This window comes from Dactylosporangium sp. NPDC049140 (genome assembly GCF_040648435.1).
Genome location: NZ_JBEZDS010000002.1, coordinates 181462 through 198740, shown reverse-complemented (window position 1 = coordinate 198740; position 17279 = coordinate 181462). Strand labels below are relative to the sequence as shown.

The window sequence follows — 17279 nt, the reverse complement described above, 5'->3', positions numbered from 1 at the left end:
GGGCCGGCCTGGGCGCGGTAGAGCGTTCGGGGACCGCGACGGGGCAGTGGGCGGCGACGACGGGTTCGTCGAGCGGTTCCGGGCCGGGGACGAGCGGGCATTGCGGGCGGCGTACGAGCGGTTCGGGCCGGCCGTCTTTCACCTCGCGGTGCGCAGTGTCGGCAGTGTCACCGACGCCGAGGACGTCACGCAGGCGGTGTTCGTGGCGGCCTGGCTCGGGCGCGAGGGGTTCGACCCCGAGCGGGGCTCGATGCTCGGCTGGCTGCTCGGCATCGCCCGGCGGAAGGTCGTCGACCAGATCCGCGCGTCCGCGCGGGACGGGCGCATCGCCGAGGAGGTCAGGCGGCTGGCCGGGGGCGCGCGCGACGGGGCCGGGGACGCGCCGCCCGAGCGCATCGTGGACCGGCTCGTGCTCGCCGACGAGATGGCGCGGCTCCCGGGCGAGCAGCGGCGCGTGCTCGAGTTGGCGTTCTACGACGACCTGACCCATCCTCAGATCGCCGCGCTCACCGGACTGCCCCTCGGCACCGTGAAGAGCCACCTGCGGCGCGGAATGGCCCGCCTACGCAGCCGATGGGAGGTGGACGGTGCCGCATTTGGAGCCCGAGCGGCTGGTACTCCTGGCGCTCGGTGAGGAGACTCTCGACCAGCACGAGACCGGCCACCTTGACGCCTGTGAGCAGTGCCGCGCGGACATGGACTCGTTGCGCAACGTCGCCGGGCTGGGGCGGCAGACCTCCCGGCTGCGTGCGCTGCCGCCCCCGCCCGAGCACGTGTGGCAGCGCATCCGCGCGGAGCTTGCCGCGTCCGGGCGGGCGGTGCCCCCGCCCGCCGTGAGCCTGCACACCGATCCGCCTCCGACCCGGTCCGTACCCGACCCGGCCGAGGGCAATGGGTTCGTCCCGGCGCGCGCGGACGCGAACAACGAGCACGGTCCGAGGGAAGCGCACGACGCAAGCGGAGAGCACGGCGCGAAGGAAGAGCCCAACCCGGGAGAAGAAGACGGCGCGAGCGAAGAACGCGAACCGGGCGAAGAGCACGGACCGGGCGAAGAGCACGGACCGGGCGAAGAGCACGGACCGGGCGAAGAGCACGGCCCGCGGACGGCCCACAGAACCAGCGCCCGGCCGATGAAGGCTCGGAGGCGCTGGCGCAACACCATCGCTGTCGCCGCGACCGCCGCCGTCGTCGGTGCGCTCGTCGCGGCCGGCGGCACCGCCCTGTGGCTGCGTCGCGGCGATGACGTCGCCGGGTGCCGGGCCCAGGACGCGCGCGTCCCGCTCCAGGCGCTCCCCGGCGCACCTCAGGGCGCCGGCGGCTACGCCTGCCTGCGTCTGGTCGACGGCGAGCGCCGCCTCGTCGTGCACGCCGAGGGCATGCCGGTCCCGCGCGACGCCGACTACGAGGCGTGGCTGCTCGACCGGGACGACCCGACCGTGCGCATGGAGGCGCTCGGCGTGCTGGGCAAGGAGCCGTCGCTGACGGTGCCGGCGTCGCTGGACCTGTCGCGGTACAACATCATCGACATCTCGGTCGAACCCCACGACGGCAACGCGGCCCACTCGGGGCAGAGCATGCTGCGGGGAACGCTGCGATAAAGGGGAACGCTGCGGTAAAGACGAAGCAGCGCCCGCCGCCGAGAAGGCGACGGGCGCTGCAAGAAAAGCTGCCGCAGTACGACAAAAGCTACTTACGCTTGCGAATCTCCTCCGCCGCCTGCGGCACGACCTTGAACAGGTCGCCCACCACGCCGAAGTCGGCCAGCTCGAAGATCGGCGCCTCGGCGTCCTTGTTGACCGCGACGATCGTCTTCGACGTCTGCATGCCCGCGCGGTGCTGGATGGCGCCCGAGATGCCCAGGGCCACGTACAGCTGCGGCGAGACCGTCTTGCCGGTCTGGCCCACCTGGAACTGGTGCGGGTAGAAGCCGGAGTCGACCGCCGCGCGCGACGCGCCCACCGCGCCGCCGAGCAGGTCGGCCAGCTCCTCGACCAGCTTGAAGTTGTCTGCGCTGGCCACGCCGCGGCCGCCGGAGACGACGATCGAGGCCTCGGCGAGCTCGGGGCGGGCGCCCTTGGACTCGACCTTGCGCTCCACGACCTTCGCGAGCTTGTCGCGGTCCTCGACGACGACCTCCACGGCCTCGGCCGACGGGGTCGCAGGCGCGGAGGCGGGGGCGGGCGTGAGGGAGTTGGGGCGCACCGTGACGATCGGCAGGCCCTTGGTGACCTTGGACTTCACGATCGTCGAGCCGGCGAAGACGACCTGCGTGGCGGTACCGTCGGCCTCCAGCGCGACCACGTCGGTAAGCACGCCGTTGTCGAGCTTGACCGCGACGCGGGCCGCGATCTCCTTGCCCTCCTGCGAGGAGGCGAGCAGGACCGCCGCCGGCGAGACGCGCTGGATCAGCGCGGCGAGGACCGTGGCCTTCGGCGCGACGAGGTACTCGTCGAGGTCCGCGCCCGCGGCGGTGTAGATCTTCGTGGCGCCGTATTCGCCCAGCTTGTCCGTCAGGGAAGAGGCGTCCCCGAACACGACCGCCGCGACGTCGCCGCCCAGCGTGCGGGCCAGGGTCAGCATCTCCAGCGTGACCTTCTTGATGCCGCCCTGCGAGGAGGCCTCTACAACGACCAGAACTTCAGCCATGGTGATGTCTCCCTTACACGAACTTCTCGGAGGCGAGGTACTCGACGAGCTTCACGCCACCGTCGTCGCCCGCGTCGACCTTGTTGCCGGCCTGCCGCGGCGGGCGCTTGCTGTGCTCGACGACCGCGCTCGTGGCGCCGTCGAAGCCGACCTCGCCGGCCTCGATGCCCAGGTCGGCCAGCGACAGGGTCTGCAGCGGCTTCTTCTTGGCGGCCATGATGCCCTTGAAGGAGGGGTACCGCGGGTCGTTGATCGTGTCCCAGACGCTGATGATCGCGGGGGTCGCGGCGGTGACGACCTCGTAGCCCTCGTCGGTCTGCCGCTCGACGGTCAGCTGGGAGCCCTCGACGGTGACCTTGCGCGCGCCCGTCAGCGCGGCGATGCCCAGGCGCTCGGCGATCATGTGCGGCAGGACCTGCACGCGGCCGTCGGTCGACTCGGCGCCACAGATGACCAGGTCGGCGCGCTGCTGGCCGACGGCCGCGGCGAGCACCTTCGAGGTGGTGACGGCGCACGAGCCGTGCAGCGCGTCGTCGACGACGTGGACGGCCGAGTCCGGGCCCATGGACAGCGCCTTGCGGATGGACTCCGTGGCGCGCTCCGGGCCGACGGTCAGGACGACGACCTCGCCGCCGTGCGCCTCCTTGAGGCGCAGCGCCTCCTCGATGGCGTACTCGTCCATCTCGTTGATCACATTGTTGGCCGACGCGCGGTCGACAGTGTTGTCGTCACTGCGCAGGTTGCGATCCGCACCGGAGTCCGGCACCTGCTTGACGAGTACGACGATCTTCATCGTGGTCCGAGGTCCTCCTGCTTGACAGTCACCGCGCCGTCGCTGGCGACTTGCGCCCCACGTTACGGCTCACGCGGAGCGGTAACAGGCTGGCCTCCCGAATGTTACTTGTCAGTAGGTTCACGGTGGCGGTGAAAAGCATCACGAACCGGGCGCACTCCGGGTGAAGGGGTGGGTGAAATGTCGAGGAATACCGGCATCTTCGAGGTGCAGCGTCCGCTGTCGGCGTCGGTCGCCCAGCACGCTGCGGAATTGGTCACACACCACCGCCGCGAGGCCCCGGACGACCATCTCTGCACGTGCGGCCGCCTGCGGGAAGCCTGCGTGCCGGACGCGATCCGCGAGCTCTGGCACCTCAACGGGGCCGGCTGAGCGCAGGTCGTACCTTGTGGGCATGTCCATATGGTCGACGGTCCGTCTCTGGTTCGACCCGGACGAGGTCCGCTCGGTCGGCAGCGCGCCCGACTACCGCTTCTCGCTGGCCAACGAGCGCACCTTCCTGGCGTGGCTGCGCACCGCCCTGGCCCTGATCGGCGGCGGGCTCGCGGTCGCCCAGTTCCTGCCCGAGCACCGGCTGCGCATCGTCATCGCGGTGGCCCTGCTCGCGCTCGGGGCGCTGGTCGCGCTGCGGGCGGTGGATCACTGGGCCCGCAGCGAGAAGGCGATGCGCAAGGGTGAGGCGCTGCCGCCCTCGCACTTCCCCGCGATCCTGGCCCTCGTGATCACCGCGGGCGCGGTCACGCTGCTGGTCGCCACGCTGCTATGACGGTCCCGGGCCTGCAGATCGAGCGCACCCAGCTCTCGTGGCGGCGGACGCTGGTCTCGCTGACGGCGGTCGCGCTGCTGCTGGCCCGGCTGGCCGCGGTACACCTGACGCCCGGACGCGCCGCATGGACGATCGCCGCCGTCGGACTCGTCTGGGCGGCCGCGGCCGGGCTCGTGCGGCGCCGGATCAGATCGGTGGTCACCCCGATCGGGCGGGAACTGCCCGCGCTCGTCACGCTCATCCTGCTGTACTGCGCGATGGGCACCCTGTTGCTGATGTCATGAGCCCCTTCACTGAGTCATGATGGCGCCATGGGACGTGCATTGCCCTTCCTGATCGTGCTGGTCGTGACGCTGTACGCGCTGATCGACTGCCTCTCCGCGGAGCGCGGGGACATCCGCGGGCTGCCCCGGCCCGTGTGGGTTCTCGTGATCCTGCTCGTGCCGGTCATCGGCCCCATAGCCTGGTTCTTCGCCGGTCGCCCGGTATCGCTCGAGCAACGCGCGGGCGTGGTCGCCGGCGGCCGCTCCCGCAAACGGGCGACCGCTCCCGACGACGACCCCGACTTCCTGCGCGGCATCGACACGACGCAGTCCCGCAAGGACGCGGAGTTGTTGCGCCGGTGGGAAGAAGACCTGAAACGTCACGAAGACGACAATCCGGGCGCCTAACCGCTAGCGGCGGCGCGCACGCTCACGGCACGCAGACGACCAGCGCGCCGGGCCGGATGCGCGCGGCCAGCCGGCGCCCCGGCGCGACCACGTCCCCGTCGAGCTCGCGTGGCTCGTCCCGCGCCGCGTGCACCTCGACCGACCGGGCCCGGAACGTCTCCAGGCCGTGCGTCGCCGCGCCGCGGCGCAGCAGGACCCCGCCCGCCAGCCGGACCCAGTCGCCCACGTGGTTCGGGGTGAGGACCGCGACGTCCAGGTAGCCGTCGTCCGGCTCCGCGTCGGGCAGCAGCGGAAGTCCGCCCTGCAGCCGCCCCACGTTGGCCACCAGCACGCTGCTGACCCGCCGGCGCAGCCAGCGCCCGCCGTCGAGACGGATGCGCACGGACGCGCGGCGCCGGGTGAGATTGCGCAGCCCGGTCGCGACGTACGCCGCCCAGCCGAAGCGCGCCTTCGCCGAGTCGGGCGTGTCGCCGACCATCGCCGCGTCGAAGCCCATCCCGGCCATCACCGTGAACACGCCGGCGCCCTCGACCTCGCCCACGTCGATGCGCCGCCGCCGGCCGGTGATGGCGACGGCGACCGCCTCGGCGACGTCGTGCGGGACGCCCAGGTTGGTGGCGAGCAGGTTCCCGGTGCCGGAGGGCACGAGCGCGATCGCCACATCGGTGCCGGCGAGCTCGCCGGCGACCGCCATGACGGTACCGTCGCCGCCGCAGACGAGCACCACCTCGACCCCGGCCGCCGCGGCCTCGCGGGCCATGCCGCAGCCCGGGTCCTCGGGCGTCGTCTCCAGCCACAGCGGCTCGGGCCAGCCGGCGTCGGCCAGCGCCCCGCACAGCTCCCGCCGCCGCTCGCCGAGGTCGAGGACCTTCGACGGGTTGATGACCACCGCGGAACGAACGCTCACGATCCGACCTTGCGGTACTTGGCCTGGAAGAAGCAGTAGACGCCGAACGCGGCCACCCCGAGGGCCACCGCCAGCAGCAGGAACTTGCCGTACGGCTGCCCGGCCAGCGTGTGCAGCGCGGCATCCAGCCCGCGCGACTTGCCCGGGTCGTTGGTGACGGCCGCGTCGATCAGTAGGTACCCCACGATGCCGAACGCCACACCTTTCGCCGCGTAGCCGATCTGCCCCGCGCGGACGGCCGCCTGGTGCCCGTGGGGCCCGGCGTAGCTGAGCTTCTTGGCGAACTTCTTCTTCAGGCCGTACCAGAGCATCCCGAGGCCGAACGCGAGCACGGCGAGGCCGACCAGCCCGACCAGCCACGCCCCGGCGGGCTTGGCCATGATCCCGGCGGTGGCCTGCTGCTGCTGGTTGGCGCTCGAGGAGGGCGCGCCGAGCACGACCTTGCCCGCCGTCCACGCGAGGACGGCGTAGACGACCACCCGGGCGCCGGAGGAGACGCGCTCGAAGACGCGCTCCTTGCCGTGCGAGTCGCGGTGGCCCCAGATCGCCAGGACGACCTGCCACACCGCGAGCGCCACGAGGCAGACGATCACGAACCACAGCAGCAGCTCGCCGAAGGGCTGGTGGGCGAGCTTCTGGAAGGCGCCGGACTGGTCGCCCTCCTCGCCGCCCTGACCGAACGCGATCTGCGCGGCGACCCAGGCGAGGGCAAGGTGCAGCAGGCCGTAGCCGATGAACCCGACCCTCGTCAGGTACTTCAGGAGATCGTTGTTCGTCATGTTCTGCCAATCCCCAGTTTGGGCATGGTGGCAAACGTGAGACGTGACAAGGCGGCACTCGTACGGATGATCGGCTTCGGCGCGGGCGCGCTGCTGTTCAGCGTGCTCGTGATCGCGGTGCGGGTGCGGTGGCTGCCGCTGGAGTCCGTAGACCGCGGCGTCGCGAACTGGCTCAACGGCCTGGTCGCGCCCAGCGGGTTCCTGGTGAGCCTGATGGGCGGGATCAGCCGGCTGGGCAGTTTCGGCGTGCTCTCCTGGCTGGTGGTGATTGCTTCCACGGTACTGCTGGTGCGCCGCCGGTTCCGCCTGACCGGCTTCCTGCTGGCCGCCGCGCTCGGGGGCCTCGTCCTCGACCCGGTGCTCAAGCTCGCCGTCGGCCGCCTGCGGCCCGTGGTCGAGCAGCCCGTCGCGCACGGGGGCGGCAACAGCTTCCCGAGCGGCCACTCGCTGAACTCCTTCATCTGCTACGCCGCCCTGCTGCTGGTGTTCCTGCCCGCGCTCCCGCCCCGGTGGCGCCGCCCGGTGCTCATCGCCGTCGGCGCGGTCGTGGCCCTGATCGGCTTCAGCCGCCTCGCGCTCGGCGTGCACTTCCTCTCCGACGTGATCGGCGGCTGGTCCCTCGGCGTGGCCTGGGTCGGGCTCTGCGCGGCCGCGTTCGAGCTCTGGCGGTACGAACACGGCCAGAACGTCACCGCCCCGCTCTCCGAGGGCCTCGAGCCCGAGGCCGCCGACGACCTCGTCCCAGCCGAGCCGCACCCGCGCGAGCCGGAGCGGGACGGGCACGGGCGCGGCTGGGTGCTCGCCGGGCTCGGCGTGGCGTGGGTGCTGACGTTCGGGGCACTGATCCTGCTCGGCCTCCCGCTCGCCCACTACCGCCACGGCAACGGCAACGTGCTCGGCGACAGCACGATCCCGCACTGGTTCGCCGCCCACCGCGCGGACGTGCTCGGCCGCATCACGATCATCGGCAGCGAGGTCGGCAACACCCACGCCATCCTCGCCATCGGCCTGGTGATCGGCGCCCTCGCGCTCGCCGTGGTGCGCCGCTGGCGGCCCGTGGTGTTCCTGGTGACGGTGATGTTCGGCGAGCTCAGCCTGTTCCTGGGCTCGGCCGCGATCGTCGGGCGGGCGCGTCCCGACGTGGAGAACATGGACGGGCCGATGCCCACATCGAGCTACCCGTCCGGCCACGTCGCGGCGACGATCTGCATCTGGGCGACCGCGGCGGTGCTCGTGATGCCGCGCACCCGCGCGTGGTGGCGCTGGCTGCTCCCGGCGGCCGCGGTGCTCATGCCGCTGTGGGTGGCGGTGTCGCGGATGTACCGCGGCATGCACCACCCCACCGACATCCTCGGCAGCTGCGTCCTCGCGGGCCTGTGGGTGCTCGCCGCGTGGTGGCTGCTGCGGCCCAACCACGACCTGGTGGAGCAGCCGGCCCCGGCGCCGGAGCGGACACAGCTCAAGGCGGCGTGGGCGGTCCGGAGCGGGGTGGAGGGGCCGGCCACCGGCAGCACAGGGCCGCGTTCAGGCGGCCGGAGCGGAGCGGACGTCGCATGAACGAGTGGTTCCTGAACGAGGAGGAGCGCGGCAACCCGCACTCGAAGCTGGCCCCGTGGACCGAGGGCAACTCGGTCCGGCCGCTCATCGACGGCCACGAGTACTACGGGGCGCTGCTGCCGGCCATCCGCGGCACCCGCGCCGGCGACCTGATCATGTTCACCGACTGGCGCGGCGACCCCGACCAACGCCTCGACGGCGACGGCACCGAGGTCTCCCGGGTCCTGTGCGAGGCGGCCGCGCGCGGCGTCGTCGTCAAGGGCCTGGTGTGGCGCTCGCACTTCGACCGGCTGCAGTTCAACGAGGAGGAGAACCAGCACCTCGGCGAGGAGATCGAGGCGGCCGGCGGCGAGTGCCTGCGCGACATGCGGGTGCGCTCGGGCGGCTCGCACCACCAGAAGTTCGTGGTGCTGCGCCACCCGGGCCGGCCCGAGCGGGACGTCGCGTTCGTCGGCGGGATCGACCTCTGCCACGGCCGGGGCGACTCCGGCGAGCACGAGGGCGACCCGCAGGCGATCCCCATGGCGCCCGCCTTCGGCCCCCGGCCGCCCTGGCACGACGCGCAGGTCGAGCTGCGCGGCCCGGCCGTGGGGCAGGTCGAGGCGACGTTCCGGGAGCGCTGGAACGACCCGACGCCGCTGTCGCGCAACCCGTTCTTCCGCCTGCACGACATGGTGTACCGCGAGGACACGCACGCCGATCCCCTGCCCGAGCAGCTGCCGGACCCGCCGCCGGCCGGGGAGCTGCCGGTGCAGCTGCTGCGGACGTACCCGCACCGGCGCTTCGGGGCCTACCCGTTCGCCCCCGACGGCGAGCGCAGCGTGGCCCGCGGCTACCGCAAGGCCGTCGCGCGGGCGCGGCGCCTGATCTACATCGAGGACCAGTACCTGTGGTCGCCCCAGGTCGCCGAGTGCTTCGCCGAGGCGCTGCGCGAGACGCCCGGGCTGCACCTCGTGGCCGTGGTGCCCCGCCATCCGGATGCGCCCGGGAAGATCGCCATGACCCCGCAGCTGTACGGTCGCGAGCGCGCCCTCGCCATGCTCGACGAGGCCGGCGGCGACCGCGTGCACGTGTTCAGCCCCGAGAACGCCCACGGCACCCCGATCTACGTGCACGCCAAGGTGTGCGTGGTCGACGACGCCTGGGCGACCGTCGGGTCCGACAACGTATCGCTGCGCTCGTGGACCCACGACTCGGAGCTGACCTGCGCGGTCGCCGACCCTACCGGCCGGTACGCTCGGTCACTGCGCCGGCGCCTCGCCCACGAGCACCTCGGAATCGACATCGACGACGATCATCATGAAACGTTCGTCGCCGCGTTCGAGCGCTCGGCCGCGGAGCTGGAGCGGTGGCACACCGGCGGCAAGGCGGGGCCGCAGCCGCCCGGGCGCGTGCTGCGCTACGACGCACCGCACCTGACCTGGTGGACCCGCCAGTGGTCCGGGGTCCTCTACCGCTTCGTCCACGACCCCGACGGGCGGCCGCGCGCACTGCGGCGGACGGGTGCCTTCTGACGGTTTTGCGCCGTTCACTCTCCGGTCTCCTGGCCGTGCTCCTATCGCGTGATGACCGCGTGGCAACTCGCCTGCATCGACATGGCAGGCACTACGGTGCGTGATGACGGGCTGGTCGAGCAGGCCTTCACAGTGGCGTTCGCCGGGGAGGGCGTGGCGCCGGGCACCCCGCAACACGAGCGCATGCTCGCCGTTGTTCGCAAGACGATGGGGCAGAGCCGCATCGAGGTGTTCCGGCTCCTGCTCGACGGCGACGAGGAGCGGGCCCAGGCCGCCAACGAGACGTTCGAGGAGGCGTACGGGCTGCTCGTCGACGAGGGCGCCGTCCTGCCGATCCCGGGCGCCATCGAGGCGATCAAGACGCTGCGCGCGAACGGCATCAAGGTGGCGCTCACCACCGGCTTCGCCCGGGCCACGCAGGAGGCGATCATCGACGCGCTCGGCTGGTGGGGCCAGGTCGACCTGGTGCTCTCCCCCGCCGACGCCGGCCGCGGCCGCCCCTTCCCCGACTTCATGCTCGTCTCGGCGCTCAAGCTCGGCGTCGAGGACGTGCGGCGCATGGTCGTCGTCGGCGACACGCCGCTGGACCTCATCGCCGGCCAGCGCGCGGGCGCGGGCCTGCTCGTGGGCGTGCTCACCGGCGCCGGCGACCGGCAGGCGCTGCAGGCCGCCGGCGCGCACGAGGTGATCGGCTCGATCGGCTCCCTGCCCCGCCTGCTCGGGCTCGAGTAGGAGCTCAGGCCAGGTTCGACGAACGCGGGTAGGCGTCCTCGGGGTCCGTCAGGACATTCACGAGATAGGGCACCCCGGCGGAGAACGCGCGTCCGAGCGCCCCGGCGAGATCCCCGGGCTTCTCGACCGTCTCCCCGGCGCCCCCGAGCGCCTTCACCACGTCGTCGTAGCGCAGCCCCGGCTGCAGGTCGGCGGCGAGGTCGTACCCGTAGATCTGGCGCATCGGGTGCTTCTCCAGCCCCCAGATGCCGTTGTTGCCGACCACGATCACGACCGGCAGGTTCTGGCGAACGAGCGACTCGACGTCCATCAGCGAGAAGCCGGCCGCGCCGTCGCCCATGAGCACGCAGATCTGGCGGTCGGGGTACGTCACCCGCGCCCCCATCGCGTAGCCCATGCCGGTGCCGAGGCAGCCGTACGGGCCCGGGTCGAGCCACGTGCCGGGCCGGGCGGGCTCGAGGTACTTGCCGGCGTACGAGACGAAGTCCCCGCCGTCGCCGATCGTCACCGCGTCCTCGGCCAGCACCTTGCGCAGCTCGCCGTAGACGCGGCTGGGCTTGATCGGGTCGGTGTCGGCCTCCAGCGCCTCCGTCTCGCGCCCGCGCGCCTTGTTCTCCGCGGCGCGCAGCGTCGCGATCCACTCCTCGTGGTCGGCCACGAGGCCGTGGTACGCCGCGAAGGCCGACAGCACCAGGCGCAGGTCCCCGGCCGGGGCGGCGGCCGGCGTGACGTGCCCGGCGCGCTGCGCGGACGCGTCGGTGACGTGCACGACCTGGGCCCCGCCGAAGTCGCCGAAGTTCAGCCGGAAGTCCAGCGGGGTGCCGATGACGGCGACGACGTCCGCCCCGCCGAACGCGGGCTTGCGCGCCCGCGCGAACGCCAGGGGGTGCCCGGGCGGCAGGGAGCCGCGGCCCATGCCGTTGGCGAAGACCGGAATCCGCAGCGCCTCCGCGGCCTCGCGCAGCGCCGCGGTGGCGTCGCCGGCCCAGACGTCCGATCCGGCGACGATGACGGGGCGCTCGGCCGCGGCGAGCAGGCTCACGGCGCGGTGGACCTCGTCGGGATCGGGCTCAATTGCCGGTACCGCCGAGGCATCCTCCGTCGCGACGCCCTCCGCGGTGGAGAAGACCACCTCCAGCGGCAGGTCGACGAAGACCGGCCCCCGGTGCGGGGTCAGCGCGGTGAGCGCGGCCGCACGCATCCGCGCGTAGACCTCGTCGGTGGAGAAGATCGTCTCCGCGTGCTTGGTGACGGCCCGCACGATCGGCAGGTGGTCCATCTCCTGCAGGCTGCCGGAGCCCCAGCGGAACTGCGGCGCCCGGCCGCCGAGCACGACCACCGGCGCGCCGTTGAACATGGCGCTGGTCAGGCCGGAGACGCCGTTGGTGACGCCGGGGCCGGCGGTGAGCACGGCCAGGCCCGGCCGCCGCTGCAGCTTCGCGACCGCCTCGGCCGCGAAGACCGCGGACTGCTCGTGGCGCACGTCGACGATGCGCACGCCGGCCTTCTTCGCCGCGTCGTACAGCGGGAAGACGTGGCCGCCGGAGAGGGTGAACATCTCGGCGACCCCGAAGCCGCGCAGCGCCGCCAGCGCGAGGTCCCCGCCGTGCCCGTCGATCGTCGTCATGCGCGAATCCTACTCACGTTTGTCGCTACGAGGGGTTGGACCCGAACCAGTCCTGCAGCAGCGGGGGCAGGTGATCGGTGGTCAGGTAGTACGAGATCACCCCGGCCACCAGCGGGACCGCGACGAGCAGCAGGAGCACGACCAGGGTCCGCAACGCGCGGGCGGCGGGGCCGCGGCGCGGGCGCGAGCCGTCGTACACCTTGGCGTACTCCGGCACGCGCTGCTGCTGTTGCGGCGGCTGAGGCTGCGGCTGCGGCTGCGAGCTGTTGAACGGCCGGCCGTACTCGTCGTAGCGCGTCGAGGGCTCCGGGACGCCGCCGCCCGATCCGTAGACCCGGCCGCTGCTCACCGGCCGGTTCGGGGGCGCCGAGACCGGCGGCGCGGACACGGGTGGTGCGGACACCGGCGGCGCGGACACCGGCGGCCGCGGTGCCGAGACGGGCGGCGCGGACACGGGCGGCGCGGACATGGGCGGCCGCGGTGCCGACACGGGCGGCCGCGGCGCGGAGACCGGCGCGGCCAGCGGCGGCACCGAAACCGGGGCGGCGGGGGGCAGACCGGACCAGACGGGGTTCTCGGCGGGCGGCGCCGACACCGGGCCGCCGAACCGGCTGGGCGGGGGCATCGAGAAGGCGGGCGGCGCCGAGACCGGCGGCGCGGACACGACCGGCGGCGCCGAGGACGGCTCCGGCCGTTCCCACGGGAAGCCCTCGACCTGCGGCAGCACGCCCGTCGCGGGGCCCGGGGCGGGCTGTGCGGTCGGCTGGGTGGACTTCGAGCCGCCCAGCATGCTGCCCTCGGCAACGACCAGCTCCGGCTGCTCGATGGCGGTCGGCGCGGTGCCCAGCAGGCGGTGCAGCATGGTCGCCACGAGCGGCATCCGGCTCGAGCCGCCGACCAGGAAGACGCCCGCGACCGCGCCCTCGCCGAGCTGGGCCCAGCGCATCACGCCCTGCGTCACCCGCACGGTCTGCTCGATCATCGGCCGCGCGAGGTGTTCGAGCTCCTCCCGCGTCAGGTGTACGTCGAAGTTGAGCAGCGGGATCGTCAGGTCGGACGCCGGCTGGCGGGACAGCCGCTCCTTGGCCACCCGCGCGTCGTCCCACAGCAGGCGGCGGTGGCGGCGGTCCTCGACGGTCTGCGGGCTCATCAGCCGCGCCCACTCCTGCGGCGCGCGCGGCTCGCAGATGGTGCCGATGTGCCCGACGACCGCGTTGTCCACGTCGATGCCGCCGATGTCGTCGCGGCCGTCGACGGCGAGCACCTCGAAGCCGTCGGCGGTGCGCGCGACCACGCTCGCGTCGAACGTGCCCGCGCCGAAGTCGTACACCACCACGACCGAGCCGACCTTCACGTCGTGGCCGAGGACCTGGGTGAAGTAGGCGGCGGCCGCGACCGGCTCGGGCACGAGGCGCACCCGGCCCAGCCCCGCGGCCGCGGCGGCGTCGGCGACCGAGAGACGGCGGGTCGCGCCCCATGACGCCGGTACCGTCACCGTCACATCCGGCACCGCGTCGCCGACCGTGCGCGCCCACTCGTCACGGACCCGGCCCAGCACCGCCGCGACGAGCTCGTTGACCGGCACCCCGCGGTCGCCGAGGAGCACCGTGCCGTCGTCGATGCGCCGCTTCGGGTTGGGCTCGAAGCGGGCCGGCTCGAGCCGTGCGCTGTGCACGGCGTCGCGGCCGACGATGATCGCGCCGCCGGGCTCCGCGTAGACGGCCGAGGGCAGCAGCGGCGATCCGTCGAAGATCAGGGGCCGGGAGCGCCCGTCCGGCCATCGCACGACGGCGACGGTGTTCGAGGTGCCGAAGTCGACCCCGAGCCGGATCCCTGGCGTAGGCATGTCCCGAAGTCTAGGCGGAGGTTACGAACCGGCCTTGGTGTCGGTCGGCTTCAGGGCACGCGGCCGTGGCGGGCGGCGCATCCAGCGCCGGGAGCCGGGTAGCAGCATCATCGCCGTGGACAGGCCGAACACCACCGCGGGCACGAGGGTCCAGTAGCCGCCTCCGGGCCGGGTGAGCGCCGCGTTGCTGACGGCCACGATGAGGCAGAGCGCCAGGGGGTACCAGTGGTGCCCGGCCGCCGGCCGCCGCGCCCGCATGGCGCCGTTGATGAGCAGCGTGGCCGCGACCGCGCAGATGCCGGCCCACTCCAGGGCGTCGGTGGTGAGCCGGTCGATGCCGGCCTCGTCCCAGCCCTCGGGCGGCTGGTCGAGCAGCTGCGGCAGGCCGGCGGCGAGCAGCAGGAGAGCGGTGAAGAAGTACAACAGGATGCCGTACGTCGTCATGAACGCCGCGGGCCACCGGATCGACCACGGCCCCTTGCGGAACGGCACGGGAATCGGCGCCACGGGGTAGTACACGACCTGCGGCGGGGGCGGCAGGTACATCGGCCGCTGCGCCACCGGGTACATCGGCGGCCGCATGGGAACGACGGGCATCGGGCTGACCGGCGTGGGACTGGTCGGGGTCGGACTGGTCGGGGTCGGACTGGTCGGGGTGGAGCTGATCGGCATCGGGCTGATCGGGTGGTTCGGCGCGGTCGCGGGCGAGACCGGCGGCGCGGACACGGACGGCGCGGCGGCCGGGACGCCCCCGGTGCCCGCCGGCAGCGCCGCGGTCCGCGGCTCGGGCACGACCCGGCCGCTCTTCGTCGTCCGCACGGCCCGGCCGACCAGCACGGCGCCCTCGGCGACCACCATCTCCGGCTGCTCGATGGTGATCGGCGGGCGCCCGAACTCGCGGTGCAGCGCGGTGGCGACCAGCGGCATCTGGCTCGCCCCGCCGACGAGGAACACCCCCGCGACCCGGTCCGGCGTGAGCCGCGACAGGCGCAGGGTCTCGGCGAGCGACGCGACCGAGCGCTCGACCAGCGGCCGGGCGGCGTTGTCGAACTCCTCCCGCGTCACCGGTACGTCCACGTCGAGCACCGGCACCATGACCGTCGCCGACGCCGCCCGGGACAGCCGCTCCTTGGCCTCCCGCGCCTCGTCGCGCAGCCGCCGGGTCGCCCGCGGGTCGGCGCTCACCCGCGCCCAGTCCTCCGCGGGCAGGGCGCGGCTCACGAGCCCGACCACGAGCTCGTCGAAGTCGAGGCCGCCCAGGTCGTCGCGGCCGCCGACGGAGCGCACGTCGAAGCCGGCCGCGGTGCGGGCGACCACGCTGCCGTCGAACGTGCCGGCGCCGAGGTCGTAGACGACGACGCCCGATCCCACGGGCACCATGTGGCGCAGGACGCTCACGAAGTACGTGGCCGCGGCGACCGGCTCGGGCACCAGCGCGGCCCCGGGCAGCCCGGCCCGGCGCACCGCCTCCTGCAGCGTGGCCCGCCGCGTCGTCGCCCAGCCGGCCGGGTGGGTGACGGTGACCGCGTCGGGCGGGCCGCCGGCGGTGCGGGTGAACTCGGCCAGGACCCGCCGGAACACCGCGGTGACCAGCTCGGGCACGGCGACGGGCCGCTCCCCCAGCAGCACCGACCCGTCGTCGATGCGGCGCTTCGGGTTGGGCTCGAACCGCTCGGGAGCGCGGCGGGCGGCGTGCACCGCGTCGCGGCCCACCACCAGCCCCTGCTCCTCGAGCGTCACGGCCGAGGGCAGCAGCGGCGAGCCGTCGAACAGCAGCGGCCGGGCGCGGCCGTCGGGCCAGCGGGCCACGGCCACCGTGTGCGACGTGCCGAAGTCCACACCCAGGGCCACCATGCCGCGCAGTCTAAGCGGCCTGCTCGACCGCCCGCTGTAGCGCTCGGTAGATCTGGCCGAACTTGGGCGCATCGGTCGTCGAATAGATCATCGAGTCGCCGTTGGTGGTGCGCACCCAGATCTCGTGGACGCCCTTGCCGTGGTCGTGGGCGCGGTCGAGCAGGTCGAGCAGCCCCTCCAGGCAGAACGCGACGACGCCGCCGATGAAGATCACGGCGAGGATGCCGCCCGCGATGTACATCGTGCGCCGCTCCCCGCCGAAGTCGATCCGGCGCGCCGCGAACCCGGCCGCGGCGAGCAGGCCGATGACGAGGAGCACGGCCCCGCCGCGGGTGCCGATCATGTACGCCCCGTGCCGCAGCCGTCCCGTGCGCTCGTGCCAGATGTAGGTGAGGGTTTCGAGGGGATACCAGGATTCAGCGACGCGCACACCGCCGGAGCTGATGTGCACCACGTTGTCCCGGTAGTACGTGGTGGCCATGGCACCTCTGACGGTACAGCGGAATACGCTCCGGGCAACGACAACGACGTTGAGGAGACAGACGTGACTTCCTTTGTCCGGCTGGAGGTTTCGGACGGAATCGGCACCGTACGGCTCGATCGTCCGCCGATGAACGCGCTGAACATCGCCGTGCAGGAGCAGCTGCGCGAGGCCGCCCGCGAGGCGACCGCGCGCGACGACGTGCGCGCGGTGGTTCTCTACGGCGGCGAGAAGGTCTTCGCGGCGGGCGCCGACATCAAGGAGATGGCCGGCATGGGCTACCCCGAGATGACCGCCCGCGCGGGCGCGCTGAGCTCCGCCTTCGACGCCGTCGCCCGCATCCCCAAGCCCGTGGTCGCCGCCATCACCGGCTGGGCCCTCGGCGGCGGCTGCGAGCTGGCCCTGACCGCCGACTGGCGCGTGGCCGCCGAGGACGCCAAGCTCGGCCAGCCGGAGATCACTCTGGGCATCATCCCGGGCGCGGGCGGCACCCAGCGCCTCGCCCGCCTCGTCGGCCCCGCCCGCGCGAAGGACCTCATCATGTCGGGCCGCTTCGTCCCCGCCGCCGAGGCGCTGGCCATGGGTCTGGTGGATCGGGTGGTACCCGCGGCCGACGTCTACGAGGCCGCCCTGGACCTCGTCCGCCCATACGTGAACGGCCCGGCCCTGGCCCTGCGCGCCGCGAAGCAGGCGGTGGACGGCGGCCTGGAGATGGATCTCGCGTCGGGCCTGGCCTGGGAGAGCCAGCTGTTCGCGGCCCTGTTCGCGACGGACGACAAGGCCGAGGGGATGACCGCGTTCGTGGAGAAGCGCAAGCCCTCCTTCAAGGGCCGCTGACGCCCCTCGACACCCGGGACCGGTCGGGCGCCCCGCCCGGCCGGCCCCGCGGCGCGCACCTGAACGGTCGAACGGCGCGAATGGCCCGTCGGGCGATAAATCCGATAAGTCGCGGCGCGGAGCGCCCGACTTATCGAGCACCGGCGCCGAGCGCCCGACTTGTCGAGCACTTGCGCGGAGCGCCCGACTTATCGAGCACCGGCGCCGAGCGCCCGACTTGTCGAGCACTTGCGCGGAGCGCCCGACTTATCGAGCACCGGCGCCGAGCG

At 73.3% G+C, this 17279-nt stretch carries 18 protein-coding genes; 10 read left to right on the top strand and 8 right to left on the bottom strand.

What is annotated here, in order from left to right; genetic code table 11:
* Nucleotides 1-46 precede the first annotated feature (46 nt).
* The gene (locus AB0B76_RS04585) at nucleotides 47-634 is read left to right on the top strand and encodes a sigma-70 family RNA polymerase sigma factor (protein WP_360370199.1); all 588 of its coding nucleotides are present in this window, start codon (nucleotides 47-49) and stop codon (nucleotides 632-634) included.
* Nucleotides 588-1598, top strand: coding sequence for an anti-sigma factor (locus AB0B76_RS04580; RefSeq protein WP_360369271.1), 1011 nt, complete (start codon nucleotides 588-590; stop codon nucleotides 1596-1598). The genes AB0B76_RS04585 and AB0B76_RS04580 overlap by 47 nt, the downstream gene beginning before the upstream one ends.
* An 88-nt stretch (nucleotides 1599-1686) precedes the next feature.
* Here AB0B76_RS04580 and AB0B76_RS04575 read toward each other — a convergent pair whose 3' ends face one another.
* Nucleotides 1687-2646: an electron transfer flavoprotein subunit alpha/FixB family protein gene (locus tag AB0B76_RS04575; RefSeq protein WP_360369268.1), complete on the bottom strand. Its 960-nt coding sequence runs from the start codon at nucleotides 2644-2646 to the stop codon at nucleotides 1687-1689.
* 13 nt (nucleotides 2647-2659) lie between these two features.
* A complete protein-coding gene (locus tag AB0B76_RS04570; protein ID WP_360369265.1) occupies nucleotides 2660-3439 on the bottom strand; it encodes an electron transfer flavoprotein subunit beta/FixA family protein in 780 nt (259 codons plus the stop codon).
* A 180-nt stretch (nucleotides 3440-3619) separates the two neighbouring features.
* Between AB0B76_RS04570 and AB0B76_RS04565 the strand changes: the two genes are divergently transcribed.
* The 4 genes from AB0B76_RS04565 to AB0B76_RS04550 are packed head-to-tail and all read left to right on the top strand — an operon-like array spanning nucleotide 3620 to nucleotide 4876.
* The gene (locus AB0B76_RS04565; RefSeq protein ID WP_360369262.1) at nucleotides 3620-3811 is read left to right on the top strand and encodes a hypothetical protein; all 192 of its coding nucleotides are present in this window, start codon (nucleotides 3620-3622) and stop codon (nucleotides 3809-3811) included.
* A gap of 28 nt (nucleotides 3812-3839) precedes the next feature.
* Nucleotides 3840-4205 carry a DUF202 domain-containing protein gene (locus AB0B76_RS04560; protein WP_360370196.1) on the top strand — a complete coding sequence of 122 codons (366 nt, stop codon included), beginning with the start codon at nucleotides 3840-3842 and terminating at the stop codon, nucleotides 4203-4205.
* On the top strand, nucleotides 4202-4489 hold the full coding sequence (locus tag AB0B76_RS04555) for a DUF202 domain-containing protein (protein WP_360369259.1): 288 nt from the start codon (nucleotides 4202-4204) through the stop codon (nucleotides 4487-4489). The genes AB0B76_RS04560 and AB0B76_RS04555 overlap by 4 nt, the downstream gene beginning before the upstream one ends.
* A gap of 27 nt (nucleotides 4490-4516) precedes the next feature.
* A complete protein-coding gene (locus AB0B76_RS04550; protein WP_360369256.1) occupies nucleotides 4517-4876 on the top strand; it encodes a PLD nuclease N-terminal domain-containing protein in 360 nt (119 codons plus the stop codon).
* 22 nt (nucleotides 4877-4898) lie between these two features.
* Here the strand turns inward: AB0B76_RS04550 and AB0B76_RS04545 are convergent, their stop codons facing one another.
* Both AB0B76_RS04545 and AB0B76_RS04540 read right to left on the bottom strand, forming a co-directional pair.
* Nucleotides 4899-5783 (bottom strand): diacylglycerol kinase family protein, encoded by an 885-nt coding sequence (locus tag AB0B76_RS04545; RefSeq protein ID WP_360369253.1) that lies wholly within the window; start codon nucleotides 5781-5783, stop codon nucleotides 4899-4901.
* Nucleotides 5780-6562 carry a DUF1206 domain-containing protein gene (locus AB0B76_RS04540; RefSeq protein WP_360369250.1) on the bottom strand — a complete coding sequence of 261 codons (783 nt, stop codon included), beginning with the start codon at nucleotides 6560-6562 and terminating at the stop codon, nucleotides 5780-5782. The genes AB0B76_RS04545 and AB0B76_RS04540 overlap by 4 nt, the downstream gene beginning before the upstream one ends.
* 36 nt (nucleotides 6563-6598) lie before the next feature.
* Here AB0B76_RS04540 and AB0B76_RS04535 point away from each other — a divergent pair, with 36 nt between their 5' ends.
* Genes AB0B76_RS04535 through AB0B76_RS04525 form a run of 3 tightly spaced genes read left to right on the top strand, consistent with a single transcriptional unit; the run spans nucleotide 6599 to nucleotide 10365 of the window.
* Nucleotides 6599-8119: a phosphatase PAP2 family protein gene (locus tag AB0B76_RS04535; protein WP_360369247.1), complete on the top strand. Its 1521-nt coding sequence runs from the start codon at nucleotides 6599-6601 to the stop codon at nucleotides 8117-8119.
* Complete coding sequence (locus tag AB0B76_RS04530; RefSeq protein WP_360369244.1) at nucleotides 8116-9633, top strand: phospholipase D family protein; 1518 nt, start codon at nucleotides 8116-8118, stop codon at nucleotides 9631-9633. Before AB0B76_RS04535 ends, AB0B76_RS04530 begins: the two co-directional genes overlap by 4 nt.
* 51 nt (nucleotides 9634-9684) lie before the next feature.
* Nucleotides 9685-10365, top strand: coding sequence for a phosphonatase-like hydrolase (locus AB0B76_RS04525; protein ID WP_360369241.1), 681 nt, complete (start codon nucleotides 9685-9687; stop codon nucleotides 10363-10365).
* A gap of 4 nt (nucleotides 10366-10369) precedes the next feature.
* Here AB0B76_RS04525 and AB0B76_RS04520 read toward each other — a convergent pair whose 3' ends face one another.
* Genes AB0B76_RS04520 through AB0B76_RS04505 form a run of 4 tightly spaced genes read right to left on the bottom strand, consistent with a single transcriptional unit; the run spans nucleotide 10370 to nucleotide 16173 of the window.
* Nucleotides 10370-11992 (bottom strand): acetolactate synthase, encoded by a 1623-nt coding sequence (locus AB0B76_RS04520; protein WP_360369238.1) that lies wholly within the window; start codon nucleotides 11990-11992, stop codon nucleotides 10370-10372.
* Nucleotides 11993-12017: 25 nt separating this feature from the next.
* A complete protein-coding gene (locus AB0B76_RS04515) occupies nucleotides 12018-13838 on the bottom strand; it encodes an Hsp70 family protein (RefSeq protein ID WP_360369235.1) in 1821 nt (606 codons plus the stop codon).
* Nucleotides 13839-13859: 21 nt separating this feature from the next.
* Nucleotides 13860-15692, bottom strand: a complete 1833-nt coding sequence (locus AB0B76_RS04510; RefSeq protein ID WP_360369232.1) for an Hsp70 family protein — start codon at nucleotides 15690-15692, stop codon at nucleotides 13860-13862.
* 10 nt (nucleotides 15693-15702) lie between these two features.
* Nucleotides 15703-16173: a DUF6232 family protein gene (locus AB0B76_RS04505; protein WP_360369229.1), complete on the bottom strand. Its 471-nt coding sequence runs from the start codon at nucleotides 16171-16173 to the stop codon at nucleotides 15703-15705.
* A gap of 63 nt (nucleotides 16174-16236) precedes the next feature.
* Here AB0B76_RS04505 and AB0B76_RS04500 point away from each other — a divergent pair, with 63 nt between their 5' ends.
* Nucleotides 16237-17010, top strand: a complete 774-nt coding sequence (locus AB0B76_RS04500) for an enoyl-CoA hydratase-related protein (RefSeq protein WP_360369226.1) — start codon at nucleotides 16237-16239, stop codon at nucleotides 17008-17010.
* Nucleotides 17011-17279 lie beyond the last annotated feature (269 nt).